The sequence below is a fragment of the Nocardia sp. TBRC8007 genome (genome assembly GCF_056629435.1).
The window spans coordinates 1-17,659 of sequence record NZ_JBWSOR010000029.1 but is presented as its reverse complement, the minus strand read 5'-3'; the positions used below and the strand labels follow the sequence as shown (position 1 = coordinate 17,659).

At 61.1% G+C, this 17,659-nt stretch carries 19 protein-coding genes and 2 pseudogenes; 9 read left to right on the top strand and 12 right to left on the bottom strand.

Annotated features, from left to right (window positions below; all coding sequences use genetic code 11):
• Positions 1-30: 30 nt before the first annotated feature.
• Together ACX4ZE_RS17960 and ACX4ZE_RS17955 are read right to left on the bottom strand one after the other, a co-directional pair.
• Positions 31-1,236: a transcriptional regulator gene (locus ACX4ZE_RS17960; protein ID WP_480274610.1), complete on the bottom strand. Its 1,206-nt coding sequence runs from the start codon at positions 1,234-1,236 to the stop codon at positions 31-33.
• A 356-nt stretch (positions 1,237-1,592) separates the two neighbouring features.
• On the bottom strand, positions 1,593-1,889 hold the full coding sequence (locus ACX4ZE_RS17955; protein ID WP_480274609.1) for a hypothetical protein: 297 nt from the start codon (positions 1,887-1,889) through the stop codon (positions 1,593-1,595).
• Positions 1,890-2,125: 236 nt separating this feature from the next.
• On the opposite strand from ACX4ZE_RS17955, the gene ACX4ZE_RS17950 reads away from it, so the two are divergent.
• Positions 2,126-2,314 (top strand): hypothetical protein, encoded by a 189-nt coding sequence (locus tag ACX4ZE_RS17950; RefSeq protein WP_480274608.1) that lies wholly within the window; start codon positions 2,126-2,128, stop codon positions 2,312-2,314.
• A gap of 526 nt (positions 2,315-2,840) precedes the next feature.
• Here ACX4ZE_RS17950 and ACX4ZE_RS17945 read toward each other — a convergent pair.
• Both ACX4ZE_RS17945 and ACX4ZE_RS17940 read right to left on the bottom strand, forming a co-directional pair.
• A complete protein-coding gene (locus ACX4ZE_RS17945) occupies positions 2,841-3,530 on the bottom strand; it encodes an LGFP repeat-containing protein (protein ID WP_480274607.1) in 690 nt (229 codons plus the stop codon).
• A 231-nt stretch (positions 3,531-3,761) separates the two neighbouring features.
• Positions 3,762-4,643, bottom strand: a complete 882-nt coding sequence (locus ACX4ZE_RS17940) for a LysR family transcriptional regulator ArgP (protein WP_480274606.1) — start codon at positions 4,641-4,643, stop codon at positions 3,762-3,764.
• Between the two features lie 73 nt (positions 4,644-4,716).
• Here ACX4ZE_RS17940 and ACX4ZE_RS17935 point away from each other — a divergent pair, with 73 nt between their 5' ends.
• The 3 genes from ACX4ZE_RS17935 (at position 4,717) to ACX4ZE_RS17925 (ending at position 7,121) form a co-directional block, all read left to right on the top strand.
• A complete protein-coding gene (locus ACX4ZE_RS17935) occupies positions 4,717-5,340 on the top strand; it encodes a LysE/ArgO family amino acid transporter (protein ID WP_480274605.1) in 624 nt (207 codons plus the stop codon).
• A gap of 158 nt (positions 5,341-5,498) precedes the next feature.
• On the top strand, positions 5,499-6,515 hold the full coding sequence (locus ACX4ZE_RS17930; RefSeq protein ID WP_480274604.1) for an NADP-dependent oxidoreductase: 1,017 nt from the start codon (positions 5,499-5,501) through the stop codon (positions 6,513-6,515).
• Between the two features lie 327 nt (positions 6,516-6,842).
• Positions 6,843-7,121 carry a hypothetical protein gene (locus tag ACX4ZE_RS17925; RefSeq protein ID WP_480274651.1) on the top strand — a complete coding sequence of 93 codons (279 nt, stop codon included), beginning with the start codon at positions 6,843-6,845 and terminating at the stop codon, positions 7,119-7,121.
• An 83-nt stretch (positions 7,122-7,204) separates the two neighbouring features.
• Here the strand turns inward: ACX4ZE_RS17925 and ACX4ZE_RS17920 are convergent, their stop codons facing one another.
• Positions 7,205-7,459 (bottom strand): hypothetical protein, encoded by a 255-nt coding sequence (locus tag ACX4ZE_RS17920; protein WP_480274603.1) that lies wholly within the window; start codon positions 7,457-7,459, stop codon positions 7,205-7,207.
• Positions 7,460-7,887: 428 nt separating this feature from the next.
• Here ACX4ZE_RS17920 and ACX4ZE_RS17915 point away from each other — a divergent pair, with 428 nt between their 5' ends.
• Entirely contained in the window at positions 7,888-8,088 is a 201-nt protein-coding gene (locus tag ACX4ZE_RS17915) for a dihydrofolate reductase family protein (RefSeq protein ID WP_480274602.1), read from the top strand.
• A 186-nt stretch (positions 8,089-8,274) separates the two neighbouring features.
• Entirely contained in the window at positions 8,275-8,799 is a 525-nt protein-coding gene (locus ACX4ZE_RS17910; RefSeq protein ID WP_480274601.1) for a TerD family protein, read from the top strand.
• Positions 8,800-8,843: 44 nt separating this feature from the next.
• Here the strand turns inward: ACX4ZE_RS17910 and ACX4ZE_RS17905 are convergent, their stop codons facing one another.
• From ACX4ZE_RS17905 to ACX4ZE_RS17895, 3 genes are all read right to left on the bottom strand, one after another.
• A complete protein-coding gene (locus ACX4ZE_RS17905) occupies positions 8,844-9,482 on the bottom strand; it encodes a potassium channel family protein (RefSeq protein ID WP_480274650.1) in 639 nt (212 codons plus the stop codon).
• A 64-nt stretch (positions 9,483-9,546) separates the two neighbouring features.
• Positions 9,547-10,929, bottom strand: coding sequence for a TrkH family potassium uptake protein (locus tag ACX4ZE_RS17900; protein ID WP_480274600.1), 1,383 nt, complete (start codon positions 10,927-10,929; stop codon positions 9,547-9,549).
• Between the two features lie 638 nt (positions 10,930-11,567).
• A complete protein-coding gene (locus tag ACX4ZE_RS17895) occupies positions 11,568-11,795 on the bottom strand; it encodes a hypothetical protein (RefSeq protein ID WP_480274599.1) in 228 nt (75 codons plus the stop codon).
• A 225-nt stretch (positions 11,796-12,020) separates the two neighbouring features.
• Here ACX4ZE_RS17895 and ACX4ZE_RS17890 point away from each other — a divergent pair.
• Positions 12,021-12,149 (top strand): annotated as a pseudogene (locus ACX4ZE_RS17890) (TerD family protein); the annotation flags it as partial.
• Between the two features lie 15 nt (positions 12,150-12,164).
• A pseudogene (locus tag ACX4ZE_RS17885) lies at positions 12,165-12,479 on the top strand (transposase); the annotation flags it as partial.
• A gap of 35 nt (positions 12,480-12,514) precedes the next feature.
• Here ACX4ZE_RS17885 and ACX4ZE_RS17880 read toward each other — a convergent pair.
• The 4 genes from ACX4ZE_RS17880 to ACX4ZE_RS17865 are packed head-to-tail and all read right to left on the bottom strand — an operon-like array spanning position 12,515 to position 15,892.
• Positions 12,515-13,210 carry a class I SAM-dependent methyltransferase gene (locus ACX4ZE_RS17880; protein ID WP_480274598.1) on the bottom strand — a complete coding sequence of 232 codons (696 nt, stop codon included), beginning with the start codon at positions 13,208-13,210 and terminating at the stop codon, positions 12,515-12,517.
• Complete coding sequence (locus tag ACX4ZE_RS17875; protein WP_480274597.1) at positions 13,197-13,850, bottom strand: phenylalanine--tRNA ligase beta subunit-related protein; 654 nt, start codon at positions 13,848-13,850, stop codon at positions 13,197-13,199. Before ACX4ZE_RS17875 ends, ACX4ZE_RS17880 begins: the two co-directional genes overlap by 14 nt.
• Complete coding sequence (locus ACX4ZE_RS17870) at positions 13,847-15,391, bottom strand: B12-binding domain/radical SAM domain-containing protein (RefSeq protein WP_480274596.1); 1,545 nt, start codon at positions 15,389-15,391, stop codon at positions 13,847-13,849. The genes ACX4ZE_RS17875 and ACX4ZE_RS17870 overlap by 4 nt, the downstream gene beginning before the upstream one ends.
• Before the next feature lie 57 nt (positions 15,392-15,448).
• Positions 15,449-15,892, bottom strand: coding sequence for a hypothetical protein (locus tag ACX4ZE_RS17865; RefSeq protein ID WP_480274595.1), 444 nt, complete (start codon positions 15,890-15,892; stop codon positions 15,449-15,451).
• A 456-nt stretch (positions 15,893-16,348) separates the two neighbouring features.
• Here ACX4ZE_RS17865 and ACX4ZE_RS17860 point away from each other — a divergent pair.
• On the top strand, positions 16,349-17,659 hold a 1,311-nt coding region (locus ACX4ZE_RS17860; protein WP_480274594.1), incomplete at its 3' end, for a condensation domain-containing protein.

Here is a 17,659-nt window from a genome sequence, read left to right as displayed (position 1 = left end):
GCACGACATGGGATCACGCCAGGTGGGAATTCAGCTTCGGAGCGCGCTGTGCAGCCGGGCCGCCGCGAGGGCGCGTCGGCCGTCATCTGTGGGTAGCAGGCGGAGTGCGTGTTCGTGGATCTCGATGTCGTGGGGTGCGCGCTCGCCGTAGCGCAGCGCGTGCTCGGCAATCCCACTGGACAGCACCGCGGTCCGCACACCGACCTCGAGATACTCGCGCCACTGCACGATCCCCGGTGTGTTCGACTCGGGGAGCAGGGGACCGCGATACAGTTCGACGGCTGTGGCGGTGTCGCCGGCCGCCAGTGCGGCGAGTACGTCGACCGCGTCACAGGACAGCGGGCTCAGCAGCCGATAGACCCGGTTGGTGATCCCGCCGCCGGTCGCACGCCGCAGGTAAGATATCTCGGATTTGAGGGTGCTCGTGCCGACCGGGCGATCCCCGTACACGGCGAAGTGCAGACGTTCGTGGGTGAATCCCTCGGGTTCGAGTGCCAGCAAGGCCAAGATTTCCACATGCCGGGGGCGTAACCGCACGGGTGCCCCGCCGCGGGTCAAGTAGCCGCCGCCGAGACAGGTCAGCCGGACCCCGGGCGGTGCGTCTATTCGGTGACGCATGGTGGTTTCGATCGCAGTGACCAGAGCGGCCACAGTGGACATGGTCAACGGGTGGGCGCGGTCCCAGGTGGTGGACAGATCGAATACGCCGAGTTGCCGCCCGTCCATCGCGCGGATCGGCGCGCAGTAACAGACCCATCCATGCAGGACAGCCACCAGATGCTCGGCGGAGAACACGGTATGTGGCTGTTCGGTACGCAGTGTCAAAGACAATGCGTTCGTGCCCATATGCGCTTCGTCCCACCGTCCGCCAGGGGCGAAGTTCACTTGCTCGGCGCGGCGACGCATGATCGGACTGCCGTGCGACCACAGAATAGTGCCGGTCTCGTCGGTGATCGCCGCGACGAAGCCCGCATCCTCGGTGATGTTACGCAGATGGCCGCCGAGTTCGGATACCGGTGCGCGCAGCGGGGACTCGGCCCAGCGAGCGGCTATGTCAGCTGCGGCAGGGGGTGCGTACTCGCGCGCCGGATCAACAGTGCGCAGCGACCGGAGCCAGGACTGGGCGACCTCACTGCGCACTGTGGGATCGCTCTGTGGTGTTCCGGTGGGTATCCATCGGGACCACTCTTGTTCCAGTGCGGCTCGTCGCCGGGAGAGGGAATGGCGCGATGCCATCTCGTGGATCCTGTGTCGTTCATCCGATTGACTGTGTGCTTCTTCCATCATGCCTCAGCGAGTGGTCGAGGTATTCCGTTTCGGCGTGCGGGGCCGGCTGGAATCGATCCCGTGGTGTCGCGGTGTGCCCGTGGCGCGGCGTCGGTGCCGGGCTCAGCGGGCGCTGTCACTGAGGTGTGGCGATGTGGGCAGTCGCTGCCCAACGCAGGGTCGGTGCGGGCGTGGTCGTTCTTGGTACTGCCGGCGTATCGGACATCGAGACAGGAGCTGGCGATGTTCGGCTGGTCCGCTGAGTAGCTGTTCCGAGTGATCGCGCCGACTCGGCACGATTGGGTCCGGTCCGGATTCGTCGTTTTTCAGAGCACCTCGGCGTACATAGCTCCATCGAGGATGCCGAACTCGACTTGTCCGGGGAATAGCGGCGGCGCGCCGACGGCGCGTTTGGCGTGGTTCAGCGCTATAGTTTCGGTCGCCCACCGGTGCAGTGGTTCGGGCAGGCGCAGGATTCGATGATCGGTGCAGCGGATATACGGGTAGGTGATTTCGCCGGGGCTGGCGAGAGGATTATGGATGTCGAGGGAAGCGACGTCCAGTATCAAGCCTGTGTGCTTGGCGGAGGCGACGTTCGGCGGCTGTAGTTCGATGTCGTCCATAACCGAGAACGGTAGCTCCAAGGATGCTCGATTCCGGTGATTCCGTCCGTATGTCCGCAGGTTTTCGCAGGAGCGATCCGGTCCGACGCCGATCCGGTCAGCAAATGTGTCGTCGATCTCGACATGCTGTGCGCGCGTAGGCTTTCTACTATCGTTTGGCGTGAAATAAATTGTGCGCGTTGACTATACAAAATGAACGCGCGGTGACGATTCGGTTATCGGGAGAGTGGAGATCAGTGCTGTACGCAGTTGTGGCAACCATCGTCGTCACCTTGTTGGCTGGGTCGTCGGCGGCGATGGCGTGGGATCCGTCCCGCCGCGACCGGCCGGGCGAGTTCGAACCAGAGCGGTACGACAGTGGCGTCGCGCCGCAAGGGCACACCGAATCATGTAGTGCCGAGTGGCCGCGAAAGGAGATGCGCTGAGCAGGTGGTATCCGCGTTCTACGCGGGCATCTTCCTACGGAAAGCATCCGCCCCGAGATGGATGCGCCCCTCAGCTGTTATGAAAATCTCAGGGCGAGAATATGTTTGTCACTCCGTATATGAAATTCCTTGTCGGCGAGAGGGATCCGGAAGGGCGTCGGTCGAATTCAGATAACAATTCGACATCGGTCGAGAAATGTCGATGTCGAATTGTTATACAAAAGCGCTTCTCTACCGTGCTTTTCGAGTGATATATGGCCACGCGTCGTCCATGCCGATGCACGAGCGCATGCACGTACCGATTGGTTGCTCGCTGATCTGACGCGGTTGCCGCGATATGGCAGTATCCCGGTCGAGGTCGGGGTCTGAGGATCGACTCGGGCACCGGCCGGTTCGGCCACGGCGGCCCTACCTCGGGGTAGGGCCACCGGTGGCGCCGAGCCGAATTGTATGAATCGGCGTCGAATCGAGGGCTTGTCGACTGCGCCATCGATCCGGCCGGAATGCCGCTGGACGGCGATATAGTTCAGGGACGCCAGGTGATGCGGCCACCTTGGAAGTCTTGGGCTTTGCCTGCGGCGACATTGTATTCATCGCTGGTGGGGTAGCCGTAACGACCGGATTCGGCCCCCGCGGCCTCCCAGCTTCCTCGGATAGCTCCCCAGACGACGTGGGCGCCCGTGGCGGGTGACCAGTAGATGGCACCGCCTTCGAAGAGATTGTCGCGGCCGTTGTCTGTGCGTGCGGGGGTTTCGTCGGTGATGGGGAAGCCCAGCGGGCTGCTCTCCCAGCCGTAGGAGCCCCACTTGTCCCGGATCGCGCCACCGATCTGATGCGCTGCGGTGCCGATCGACCAATAGATGGAGCCGCCTTGAAAAACGTTGTAGCGGCCAGACTTCGACGGTGTCGCTATTTCTCGCGTGACCGGATAGCCGAGCGGCCCGCCCTCGTAGCCGAGATCACCCCATTTGCTGCGGATGGCGCCACCGATTTGATGCGCTCCGGTGTCCGGGTGCCAGTAGATGGAGCAATCACGCTGGAAGGCCTGGTAGCGGCCACCGCGGGCGGCGGCGGATTCGGGGGTGACGGGGTCGCCGAAGAACGCGTGCCCGCCGGCTCGGTCGTATTCGGCTTCGATCGCTCCGCCTACGTCGTAGGGACCGATCGGGCGTGCGGTCACCTCGGCCGCGCTGCCGGTCAGCAGCACGCATGCCATGGCGGCAGTAGCGCAAGCACTGCGGAGGCGGGAACAGTACGGGTGACGATATAGGGCCAAGTGGACTCCCTGAGCGGGTGTGATCAGGCGTAAGACGCAGCTGGATCTGTGGTCGGTGTGCTGCGCTCCAAGCTACCCCGCGACGTGCTGCCGCCGCCGGACCGAACGTGCGTGAACGGCCGAGTGTCGCGGCGGCGCCTGCGCGCTGTTGCTCAGGTCATCCGATCGAAATCAACGCAGTACTTCTGCCGCTGCTGCGGCTATGGTCGCGGCGATAGTACTGAGAGCGGACGACTCCAGCCGCCACTGCTGCCAGTACAATGGGACGTCGATGACGACGTCGGGATCGATCGAGACCAGACGGCCGGTGGCGTGATCATCTCGTGTTTGCAGGTCTGGCAGCATGCCCCAGCCGAGTCCCAACCGGACCGCCTCGGCGAACCCTGTGGACGATGGGACATAGTGGCGTGGCGGGTCGAGAGGAGTGCGGCTGCGGCGTCGCAACAGACGGTCCTGTAAGTCGTCTTTACGATCGAAGAGCACTACCGGAGCGTCCGCATAGGACTGCGTGGTCGCACCGTCGGCGAACCAGGTGTTTGCGAACTCGGGGCTGGCCATCGGCCGATAGCGGATCGCGCCGAGGTGATCGACTTTGCATCCTTGCACCGGTTGTGCGGTGGAGGTGATCGCCGCCATCACGGTGCCATCGCGCAGCAGCCGCGTGGTGTGTTCCTCGTCTTCGCGATGGATTTCGAAGCACACTCCGCGCGGTGCGCGACCGAGTGCGGGGATTACCCAGGTCTCCAACGAATCGGCGTTGACCGCGAGAGGTACTCGGACCGGACTATTACCGGGATCATCGCCGAGTTCACGGGCGGCATCCCCGGCCAGCAACTGGATCTGCCTGGCCAATCGAAGAACCGTGCGGCCGGATTCGGTGGCCCGTACCGGTTTCGCGCGCTGTACAAGAATCCGGCCCGCCGCTTCCTCCAATGCCTTGATTCGTTGACTGATCGCCGAGGGGGTGACGCGCAACCGCCGCGCCGCGGCCTCGAACGTTCCCTCGGTGATCGCGGCCTCGAAGGCGCGAAGCTGGTCGAACTGAAGATCCATATCAAGAAATGCTAATCTTAATTAAGAAAGATTAGCTTGTCTTGATGTAATGCGCGGCTTAGCGTCGCTGGACATGAGCTTCTCTTCGGCAGTGGTGGCGAGTGCGTCCGGGCTGGGCTTCGGTCTGTCCCTGATCGTGGCGATCGGTGCACAGAATGCCTTCGTGCTGAGGCAGGGGATCAGTGGCAGGCACGTGCGCACGGTGATCGTGGTGTGCGCGATATCGGATATCGCGCTCATCGCGGTCGGTGTCGGAGGGTTCGGCGTTGTCGTCGAGTCGGTTCCGGTGGTGCTGGTCGTAGCGCGTTATGCTGGAGCAGCGTTCCTGCTCGGCTATGCGGTCCTAGCTGTACGACGCGCGTTCCGCTCTGCCGCGCTGGTCGCCGAATCGGTCCGGACCACTGCGGCACTCGGTACGACGGTGACCACTTGTCTGGCATTGACCTGGCTCAACCCGCATGTCTACCTCGATACCGTGATCCTGCTCGGCTCGTTCGCCAGTACCTATGCGAGCCCGGACCGTTGGTTTCTCGGTGCGGGGGCGATGCTGGCCAGTGCGCTCTGGTTCACCGCTCTGGGTTTCGGCGCTCGGCTGGTCGGACCGTTGTTCGCTCGTCCGCTTGCCTGGCGGATCCTGGATTCGGTGATCGCGGTAGTGCTGCTCGGTCTCGGTCTCGGTCTGTTGTGCTCCGGTTGACCACGGAACGCATCGGAGTTCCTGGTGCCGCATTCTCGAGGCCGAGAACATCATCCCAGTGCGCACTGGAGACACACATGCACTGGAGACACACATTGAGCAAACGTACATCGAGCGCGAACACCTGGCGGCCGCGCTGTCCGGCTAGGGTGGACGCCATGGTCGAGTCGACGCGAATCGTGCTTGCTTCCCGGCCGGAAGGCGCGCCTATCCCGGAGAATTTCCGGACCGAGACCGCGGAGATTCCTGCTCCCGCCGAGGGAGAAGTGCTGCTGCGTACGCTGTACCTTTCCCTGGATCCATACATGCGCGGCCGGATGAGTTCCGCCGAGTCTTATGCCGCCCCGGTGGAGATCGGTGCGGTGATGGTCGGCGGCACGGTGTCCGAAGTACTCGAATCCCGGGATCCGGCGCTGGCGGAGGGTGATGTGGTGCTGGCCTATTCGGGGTGGCAGACGCATGACGTCGTGCAGGCCCGCAGCGTCCGTAAACTGGACCCGGAGAAGATCCCGGTCTCGACAGCACTCGGAGTGCTCGGCATGCCGGGGTTCACGGCGTACGCGGGGCTACGCGAAATCGGCAAGCCTCAGCCGGGTGAGACAGTAGTGGTCGCCGCCGCGACCGGGCCGGTGGGCTCGGCTGTCGGGCAGATCGCCAAGATCGACGGCGCGCGTGTTGTCGGCATCGCGGGCGGGCCGCGTAAAGTCGCCTATCTGAACGAACTGGGCTTCGACGCCGCGATCGATCATCGCGCGCCGGATTTCGCCGAGCAGTTGGCGGCGGCGGTTCCCGGCGGTATCGACGTCTACTTCGAAAACGTCGGCGGTGCCGTGGCGGACGCGGTCTACCCGCTGCTGAACACCTATGCCCGGGTGCCGGTCTGCGGTTTGGTCGCGAACTACAACACGGTCGGTACCGCGCCGGGGCCGGACAGGCTGCCCGATTACTACCGTCGCATCCTGACCAAAAGCCTCACCGTGCGCGGATTCATCCAATCCGAGTTCGTCCGCGAGCTGTACCCCGACTTCCTACGCGATATGGGTGAATGGGTCGCCGAAGGGCGGGTCCGCTACCTCGAAGATGTCGTGCCCGGCTTGGCCGCCGCCTCCGAAGCTTTCATCGGTATGCTCGAAGGCCGTAACTTCGGCAAAGTCGTTGTGAAAGTCGCCGACTGACGGTCTGCTCAGCGCACTGACCTACACGGAAGAAACAACGGATCACCGATACGGTGACCGCGAACCGGTGGCTGTACGCCGAGCTATGCGCGCAGCGGCGTGTCGGAGGGGAATGTCGCATTCGGATACGGTCTAATTGATACCGTCGCGCGTCTTGCGGCAATCACCCGGAAAACAGGTTGAGACCACTATTGCGGACGCTGGAGCGGCGTCCGCGGTCGGTGCGTAGCGTCCCTAGCGCGCCGGCCGCCCCGGCAACGCAGTCCTTTCTCTCGAATTCTGTCTCCACTAGCACCTCAGCATGCGAAAAGGAGCACGAACGTGAGTATGATCCTGGCCTCGATACATGAGACCGTTGTCGCGCAATTCGACGATCCGACCGCGGAAGCGCCGCCGCTGGCCGACAAGCTGTTGCAGATGGGGCGATACTTCACCTGGTTGGTCCAGCTATCCGGTATCACCGCGATCACCTATGGCGGTGGCAGGTTCGCGTGGGAGAAATGGACCGGTGGTGGTCTCCAGTCGCCCAAGATGATCGCCAGCGCGATGGCAGGCGGTGCGGTGGCGACCAGCGCGGGCACGATTATGAATTCCGTCATCGGGTGATCCGGCGAGACACGTGACCACCGGCTCGGCGATTGATTCGTCGAGCCGGTTCGCATATCCAGCAGTGTCGCGGCCGGACCAGGTCAGCGATCAGACCGTACGTCCGCAACGGCAGAAGACAGCGGGTCGCCTGGTACCGGGGCAGGCGTTCTCTGCTCGGCGCGCACTTCGATCTCGACCCGAGTTCGCGCGGCACCCGGATCCCACATCTCCTGGAACGGGCCGACAACCGAACCCCCGATGCCGCGACGGCGCGCACGCGTTACCGCACATGCGAACCCGGCCGGAACAAGTATCACCGGAACGACCGCCACCACGAACAGCAAGAAACCGTCCATACTCACGCATGCTACTGCTGACTACACCGTATCGTACGACTCTGGAGCCATCTGGACGAGGACATCTCGCCGTAGGCCGACCGGTCAGGTTTGAACTGCGATCGGGACCCGGTCGGTATTACGAAGCTCCTTCGTGGACCGTGGACTTCGGGTTCGATCCGAGGATGGGCGAGACTATCGGTGCGATCACTTCCGCGTCAAAGGCTATCCTGCCCGGCCGCACAACGTTCGAGATATTCGCTCCTAACTTGCTCGGCTCGCACTGTCGAGGGCGATCCAGGGGCGCCGTTCTTTCAACGATACGATGAAATACGTTGTCGGTGTCAGGCAACCGCAGGTGGAATGGGCCAACAGCACTCGTATCGGCGCCTACGACCCGGACGTCATCCGCAAACTCAAAGACGAGATCGATGGCACGATCTATAGCAGTGGCAGTGGCACACTGGTGCGATCCCTGGCTCGAGGCTGGACTGATCGACGAATCGCACCTGTTCGTATATCCGATCGTGCTCGGCAAAGGCGAACGGCTGTGGAGCCACGACGTCGATACGGTCACGCTCGTGCTCCGAGAGTACGCTGCCTACGACAATGGTGTCGTCCATCTCTACTACGGCCCGATGCCGACCTGACGCCACATGCGGGATGGCCGAGTCGGATCGCCGGAGCGCACTCGGCGTACTGCGCCGACCGCAACGTTGTCACCCTCTCGCACGGTATGGCTTCGATTCCTGGCAGGCTTGCAGTAGGTATCGAAGTCGGTCAGGCGCTGTTGGTGGTAGTAGTACTGTCTTCGCCTCTGCGGAAGGGAATGTAGGTTGTCCATCGAGTTGCGTGATGACACCGGTTATCTCAATATGGCATTGGGTTGGGATCCCACACGCCAGTGGTTCAGCGAAGGCGATATCGACTTGAACGCCGCCGCACTGTTGTTTCGGGGAGATCAGCTGACCGATGTCATCTACCACGCGCAGCTGATATCGCAGGACGGCTCAGTGCGTCATCACGGTGACAGTACCACCGGAGAAGGCAAGGGCGACAACGAGATCATCACTGTCGATCTGACCCGGGTCCTGCCTGAGGTCTCGACTGTCTTGTTCCTGGTGACCTGCTACAGCGGTCATACCTTCGCCGATATCCGGAATGCCTTCTGCCGCTTGATCGATGGCTCCTCAGGTAGCGAGATCACCCGCTACGAGCTCAGTGGCGTACCTGCTACCGGGTTGGTGATGGGTGCCGTGGTCCGCATGGGCGGTGGCTGGGATTTCCGCACCATCAACGAAGGCATCGACGCACAGCACCCGGTCGAAGCAGTGCCCTATCTCGGTCGGTATCTGGGCTGACAGTGATGGTTCCTGCTCTTGCCCGCCCAGCGGGCAATGCGGATTCAGGCGAGTTCGGCGAAAGATTCGACGCAGGCGATGCTTCCGGCGACGATCAACTGGTCGCCATCGACGACCATGGTATCCGGTGTGGCATAGGTGAATTCGCCGTCATGACGTTTGACAGCGACAACAGTGACATTGAAATGCTGGCGTAGCCCGCTTTCGGTGAGTGTCATGCCGATGGCTGCGCGCGGCGCGGTGGTGCGCACCATCGCATAGTCCTCGTCGAACTCGATGTAGTCGAGCATGCGTCCGGTTACCAGATGGGCTATTCGTTCGCCCATATCATGCTCCGGCAGTACCACGTGGTGGGCGCCGATACGTTCCAGAATGCGGGCGTGCTGGCGGCTGGTGGCTTTGGCCCAGATATGGGGGATCTCGAAGTCGACCAGCAGTGAGGTGGTGAGGATACTGGCCTCTAGATCACCGCCGATCCCGACGACCACGTGTGAGAAGTCGGGAACCCCGAGTTGTTCCAGCGCATCTTGATCAGTGGTGTCGGCGACCGCGACGTGGGTGAACTCGTGCGAATAGTGCTGTACCAGACGTGGTATGGAGTCGATCGCGAGCACTTCGGAGCCGTGTGTGACCAGTTCGCGGGCCAGCGAGCTGCCGAAGCGGCCGAGGCCGATGACCACCACCCGAGTTGCCGGGTGTTTCGGAGGTTTGTTGGAAGGTTTGCCGAGCGATGCTCTGGACGGTGTCTTAGCCAACGATGGGTCGCTCCTCCGGTAGTTCGTAGTACCGTTCGTACTCACGCAGAGCGAGTGCGGATGCCAGAGTGGTCGGTCCGACGCGGCCGATGAACATCATCGCGATCAGCAGCAGATGCCCGCTGGTCGGAAGGTCTGCGGTGATGCCGGTGGTCAGGCCGACAGTGCCGAAAGCGGAGACAACTTCGAAGAGCACCGCGTCGAGCGGAAGTCTGGTCAGCCGCAGCAGCAGCATGGTTGCGGCCACCACCACCGCGACCGCGAGCAGCGCTACTGTGATGGCCTGACGTTGTGTCGCGGCAGCCAGTCGCCGCCCCATCACGTGAACCGTCGGTTGCCCGCGGATCTCGGCATAGATTACGAATGCCAGCAGCGCGAAGGTCGTGACCTTGATGCCGCCTGCGGTGCTCGCGCTGCCGCCGCCGATGAACATCAGTACGTCGTTGACGAGCATCGTGGTCGGATGCGTGGTGCCTATATCGATGGAGCTGAAGCCTGCGGTGCGTGGGGTGATGCCGTGGAAGACGCCGGTGAGCAGTTTGCCGGGTAGGGACAGTGGGCCGAGCGTGCTGGGATTGTTCCATTCCAACGTGGTCACCAAGGCGAATCCGGCCAAGGACAGGCCGGCGTAGGTGAACACGGTGACTTTGGTGTGTAGCGACCAGCCGGACATTCGGGTGCCGCGCCACCGGGTACGGATGGCGCGCACCACCTCGTACACGACCGGGAAACCGAGGCCACCCAGGATGAACGCCACCATAATCGGCACAATGGTCCACGCGTCGGTGGCATAGCGCATGAGACTGTCGTCATGCAGAGCGAACCCGGCGTTGTTGTATGCCGAAATCGCGTAGAAGACACCGAAGCGTACGGCCGAACCGAATGACTCGCCCGCCGTGGCGAGGCGGTTCGCGATGAGCACCATCGCGGTCGTCGCCTCGATGATCAGGCTCATCGTAACGACACCCACCACGACCCGGCGGGTTTCGCCGAGTCGGAGCGTTCTCGTTTCGGCCTGGGCGATGAGCTGCATGCGCAAGCCCATCCGCCGGGCGACCAGCAAGCCGAGTAGCGAGGCCGCGGTCATGATGCCGAGTCCGCCGACCTGGATCAGTCCGAGCACTACCACTTCCCCGAAAGGAGACCAATATGCCGAGGTGTCGACCAGGACGAGCCCGGTCACACAGAGGGCCGAGGTGGCGGTGAACAGAGCGGTGACCACGTCGGTCCACGTACCGGACTCTGCGGCGAAGGGCAGCGTCAGCAGCAGCGTGCCGAGCAGGTCCACTGCGGCGAATCCGGCGACCGTGAGTCGGGCCGGGCGACCGAGCGGGCCGAGGCGGCGTGCGACCGGTCCCTTGGCGCGGCGGGTCATGTCCTGCCTGCTTCGGCATAAGCGGCCCTCTGTGCGGTCGTGCCGTGCTGTTGCCGCCCGGACCGACCGTTCATTACGCTCGAGTCCTCGAGTGTTTCGGCACGCTGCGTGTCGTGGTGTTGCTCAACAGCGCTCTCCCTCGTGCCATATGGACCGGGCCCGGCCGACTGAGGGATGCGCTCATCATGCTGTGACGATGGAGTCGGCGGGCCACGGTAGAACTCGGTGTACGCCGCAGCCAGTCTATACGGCATTCTGGTGCTAGCGAAGGCCCTACCTGCGGTTTTATTCGAAACTCACAGGTAGCGAGTTGAAAATTTCCTGCACAATGAGCCTTTTGCCTTCTTCGTTGTCCGGGCATTACGTGTTCGTGATATGAGGCTGGAGGAAACCTCAACAGTTTCGGTTCAATGCCTCTGGAGCACCGGGAGGACTTGGCCGGTGGCATGGATGTGAAGCAGCGGATCGGGCTCGACTGCGAACGGTGGATGCGATGGTGCTGGTTCTTGCTTTTGGAGTGGTACTACTGGTCAGCGTGTCGCTGTCCGGCGTGGCCGCGCGAACGGTGTTGTCCACGGCGTTGTTGTTTCTGGTGGCGGGTGCGTTGATCGGCCAGGGCGGGTTCGGCTTGGTCACGATCACGCCGGACACACGATGGGCAGCGTCACCGGACGACCGGTATGCCTGCCCGCTATTTCCAGGGTCACCGCATAGTGCGGAGACAGTACCCCGGCCGAGTACTGCAGACCGGAGAGCCAGTTGAGCACGCGCGCGACAATACCGGGTCGACCGCCACGGTACATCCAACGCTTGACCCCGTACAGTCGATGCCAGACTTTGCGGCCCAGCGTACTTACCGGATTCATAGTCGAACTCGTTCCAGGTCGGATGTCGTAACGCGTCATACTGTAATCGAGATCGCGGCAATCCGGCCGATAAGAAATCCGCTGTGGACCATAGTGAGTCGGCTTGCCGCAGTGACAGTTCCGCGCATATGCCGCTGAGCTTCCCGTATCCGGCCCGCGAGCGCTTTCGTGCGGTACAGCTTTTTCTCCTGGCAGGCTTGCGGTAGATAGGGAGGCGATATCGACTTGAATGCCGCCGCACTGCTGTTTCGGGGCGATCAGCTGACCGATGTCGTCTACCATGAGCGGCTGATGTCGCAGGACGGCTCGGTGCGTCATCACGGCGACAGCGTCACCGGAGAGGGTAAGGGCGACAACAAGATCATCTGGGCCTGCCGTGGCGGTCTCGGCTACGAGATCCGCACCATGCCGCACCACTTCCATACCTTCTGCGCCGACACCACAGTTCCCGAGATCCACGACCTCGCCCAGACCATCGAACAATGACAGGAACCGATGATCGCCGCCATCACCACCGGGCTGTCGAACGCTCACAGCGAGGGCTGCAACCGCATCATCGAACACATCGGCCGCATCGCTTTCGGATTCCGTAACCCCGACAACCAACGCCACCGGGTATGGTGGGCCTGCACCCGCCGATCACGGCCGACGCCATCCAGGGCCAGGCCACTCGAGCCCGGCTAACTCGGAAGAGCCCTCTCGACTTCTTATCGCGTCCTTTATTTGTGCGCACGTTGTCGACTTCCGCGCATGAGGAAGAGCACTCCAACGGTCGAAAAGTCGATGACCTCGATATCTTCATACACCTCGCTGGCTATTGCAGTCAGGTACGTCTTGTCATAGGCGATCGTCGACAGTCCACCACTACCGATGATTCGAACCCCTTCAGCGGTGTCGCATCGCTGTAGTCGATCGAAACCCGCAGCGGCATAGTAATCTATTCTGACCGCCGTGGCGCGAGAACGGGTCGCGTATGTCGTGACGATTGCATCTGCCCCGAGCCGGGCAATGGCGTGGATGGCGGACACCGGCTCACTCATGTTCCCCAGGCTGTTGAAAGGGTAGTATCCGACTGCTGGCTCGGTGTCGATCTCGAGCGTATGGATATTCGTCGCATCGAGATGAAAGAACCTCGGTACCCGGACGTAATCGGTCTCGCGCCCACTCCATTGTTCTTTTGCGGCTTGCACATAACGTTCGACCACATCGACCCCGACATAGTCCAGTCCCGCTCCTACCGCCCACTCCGCGTGGAGGCCTTCCATGCATCCGACTTCGATCAAAGAGCGCCAAGAGTGTTTTTCGACCAGGTCGGCCAAGGCGGACTTCTCTTTGGCTCTGTATTCGACGATCAGAGGAGGGTAAAGAGAATCGTCGACCAGCTTGTCGCCATCGCCGCTTTCATAGGGATTCAATTTTCTCCCTTTTGCTGACTTGTGCTTTTGTCTCGGCTGCCACGGTATGCACACGGGCCGTCAAATCGAATGCTTGTGTATCGAATCCGGCGTCAGCGATATCGCTGACGCAATTTTTGGTGGCGTCCTTCTGCGTGAATCCATAGACAGCGATCAGCGCAGCCCCTGCTCCGATTCCTTCATATGCAGTTCTCGCAGAGTCGCTGTATGTGGATCCGAAAATTTCTTCGCGATCGGCAAGCACTGGAAATCCTGAAATATCGAGGTCCGCGCGGCGAAGGGATTGCAGAACTTCCCCTTCTCTTCCCGCGCGCAGTTCACTATCCCCCTGAATTTCTCTCGCGGCATATACTCCGATGGGAAGGCTATATATCGCAGAGAAGGCGTTCGCAATGTCGACGATTGGGTTGAGTCGCGGAATTTCGCCGTCTTTCAGAATCCTTCGTATGAGTGCTTCGCTCGACGGCCGGTATCTGCTCGGCGATCGTCCGAACAGTCGGTGTACTTCGCGTATGGATCGAGGTGTGCCCTTGTCGGTCCACTCACCGGTATAACGCTGTCGGCATACTCTGACCGCACGCTCGGAGATCTGTTCAGTAAGGGCATGCAGGCGATTGGTGGGAGCTCCGTAATGCGTCATAGAAGATTCTCGATCATGCTGTTCAGGTTGTTGATCTCGGCTAGATTCGGTGGCTCGACGCCGTGGACGGGATAGCGGACGGTTGCTTCGCCGAAGTTCCGGAACGCATCACACCACTCCGCTGTCGGCACACCCCACTCGTGGAATAGATATTTACATGCATGGTTGGAAAGAGGATGTTGCGTTGCCCAGTTGAGGCTTACCGGTTGCGGGGAGCCGTACTGCGCTCGCCATACTTTCAATTGTTCGAGAAGAGAAACCCGATGGCTGAGGCGCTCTCCGAGCCCGAACAGGATTGCTGCACCGACCCTGATTCCGGCACTGTTCAGCATCTTGATGGCTTGTTCGCAGCGCTCTAGCCAGCCGAGTTCGCTACTCGGCTGGTCTTTACTCATACCCCCGATGACTGATGGATCAAAGGTCTCGATTCCGATGAATACGTACGAAAGGCCGACCTGCGCGAGATGCCGTATATCGTCTCCTGTTCTCAGGATTTGATCGATCGTGAATTGGCATCCGAAATCGAGATCGAAATCGGCATCGGAGAGCAGCTTTGCCAGCTTTCTGAGCTGCGTCTTGTTTCCGCCGAGCAGTGTGGAATCCTCAACGAATCCGGATGCGCTTATTCCGTGGTCTTCTTCAGCAACGGCAACCATGTCACTCATTTGCCGGAAAAGCCGTTGCGCGGAGGTTGCGGCCGATTTCAGCCCTCCGGTAATTGTTCGGCCTTCGCTACAAAAGTCGCAATCGAAGACACATCCATTTCCGCTATCGCTGAATAGATGTCCTGTCACAGTCCCCGGAAAGACGTCGAATGCGCCGCCGGCACCGAATATGGAGACGGGAGAAGGCAGTCCGTCACGATCAGAGATAGGCGTAGTGCCGATCCAGTCGCGGGTATTTCCGTCCACTATTGCGGACATCACCCACCGGCCTTCTACAGTCGAGGCTTCAGGTAGTAGGTCCACCACACTGGTCGAGGCCTGGCCGTTCCGCTCGAGCTTGTCTATTTGTTCACCCAGCCAAGGGATGATGTACTCACCCTCTCCTGATACCACGATATCGAAGAGTGGGTCGACATGTCTGTTCTCCATCAACGCTACCGGCGACGAGGTGTGATGGTAGCAGCGATCCGTCCGAGGCACCCTCCGTATAGTCTCGCTGGCATGCCGGCCGCCGAGTACGATGCAGACGTTTCGGCCAAGAATCTCCCGCGTGATCCTCGCGCACTCGATTGCCCCCGGCAGGCACATTGTCATTGCACCCATTAGCAGGAGATTCGGTCGGACCTCCTGTAATAGTTTCTCGTATCTGGAGCGATCCTCCGACATGCTATTCATCAGGAACATATAGTCGCGCCGGTCGACTCGCGAAACATTCCAGTTGGAATACCCCCAGGCGCCGACTCCTTCGGCGGCCAGTTTTCCCGCAATTCGACAAGCATTATACAGGCTGGCTGGATCCTTACTTTTGAGCGTTCGCTCGCCGAGAGCACCATATGGAAGCCCTGGTGGCGCCACGGCAAGTGCTCTCAATCCCATCTCGGCAGGACCTTTCTCGCTAAGTGCAGACCGTCGTATAATTCCTACGACCTACCGTCACAGAATTTCCCGATGGCGGGTCTCGCTTCCAGGGTAGCGGGGTTGTCTGGTGGGGTTGGTACTCCAGCCGGAATTTGTGATCGGTGATGCTGCTGGCCGGCGTGGCGGACAGTGAAGTGATCTCAGCAAGTTTCGTGCGACCCGTTTGTATTCGAAATGGGTGAGGACGAGTGCGGCCTTGACGATGTCGCCGATCTTCTCGGGGCTGGTGGTGAAGTGGCGCAGGGCGCGCCGGCGGCCGGTGCGGATCGCGAATCCGCGTTCGCCCAGGCAGCGCAGCCCGCGCAGCAGCGCGTTGCAGGTACAGTTGTCCGGGTCGAGGGCTCGGCCGTCGGTGGGTTGCTTGATCGGGGTGTGCACGCCGATGCCGGAACCGTCGTAGCCGCCGTCGGTGAGCGTTGGCAGATCCAGATGTGCTGCTGCAACTGACTTTGACGGCACCCTGCCCTGCCAGCGACACGACAACTCGCTGAGATCATCTCAGTTTCTGCTTTTATCAGGGTTCTATCAGGAAATGTCGGTCTTTGGATGGTACCTTGAAAAATAAAGCATTCGTAATATCCTGGAGTCGCAAAAGTAAATAGCGTGGAATTCGGTCTATGGCCTACGGTTCGTGAACAATGTGCTGAATTACCATGTCGCTTCAGGTTGTTGCTGCCAGAGCTTCGATTGTTCTAGATAAATGGCAGTGGAATATTTCCGTATGCAACTCTACTGGTTTCACATTCGAGCGTTGCGCGGCATCGGGTGTCATGGTGATATCGGCGAGCGGGAAATTTATGGATTTCATATTTCCCCTCGGTCCTGTTCAGTCGTTATGAATGTTCAGTGGTTATGAATTGAATCAGCACGTCGATCCGGATTATTGATGAATTCTTCTCACCGAGGTATTTCATTGTGGCAGATCAGGTTTATTCTTTCTCCTGCCCGTTGACGGCGAATCAGCTCGGGGTGTGGTTGTCACAGCAATTGGATCCCGATCTGCCGTTCAACATGGCGGGTTATCTCGATATTCGCTGCGAGAGTGTGATCGATCTCGGACTGCTGGGCGAAGCTGCGCGTCAGGCGCTGGCGGAGGCACCGGCAGCCTCAGTCAATGTGGTCGCCGGTGCCGATGGTCCGCGTCTGGTGGCGGGAGAGTTCGGTGAGTGGGTTCCGGTAGTGGTGGATCTGGAAGGGGTGGCTGACGGGGTCGAGCGTGCCCATGTTCTGATGGACGAGTTGTCGCGGACGCAGTTCGATCTAGAGCGGGATCGGTTGTTCGGTGTCCATGTGATCCGATTGTCGGCGCGGCGGGCGTTTCTGCATTTTGTGGCGCATCATGTTCTCTTCGACGGTGCCAGTATCGGGATTCTCGGGAATCGGGTGTTGCAGTTGTATGCGGCTGCGGTGTCAGGTGAGCAGGCTGCGGCTCCGGGATATCTCGATGTCGAGGCCGTGTACGAGAGTTCGTTGCGTTACCGGGAGTCGGAGCGGTTCGCCCGCGATCGGGATTTCTGGGGTGGGTATGTGGATGCGGCGGTAGAGCCGTTGCGGCTGCCAGGGCGGGGGCAGGGTGGGGGCAACAGGGTGATCCATCACGGCACCGTTTTGAGTGTCGGTGAGTTGCGATGTCTGGCGGCAGTCGCCGAGAGGACGGGTGTGCGGTTACCGGCTCTGTTTACCGCGGCGGTCGGTGTGACGGCGGGGGCGTTTTCATCGAATCGCGATTTCTATGTGCAGTTTCCGGTCGCGAATCGGATGGGCACGGCGCGGTGGACGCCGTGTTTGCTGGTGAACAACTTGCTGTTGCGGATTTCATTGGATCCGTGGTCGGCGTTCGATGATTTCGCTTCTCGGGTGGGGGAGGAGATCGGGTCGGTGTTACGGCATGCCAAATACGATGCTTCTGATATCCGGCGGGATATCGGGCAGGTGGGTGGGGATCCGGCGGTGACAGGTCTGGCTGTGAACATCATGCCGTTTCTGCCGGTGTTGTCGTTTCCGGGTGGGTGGGCGGATTTTCGTCCTCTGCTGTTACCGGCAGCGGATATGACTGTCGCGATCACGTACGACCTGGATTCGGGAAGTGATCTGCAGATCCTGGCCGAAGCCGACAGCCAGTTGTATTGCATGGATGATCTGCGGTGTTTCGTCGGTGCGATCACAGCATGTTTGGCGCAGGTCACCGCGGATCCGGTGCTGCCGCTGGCCGCGATCGAGATCCTT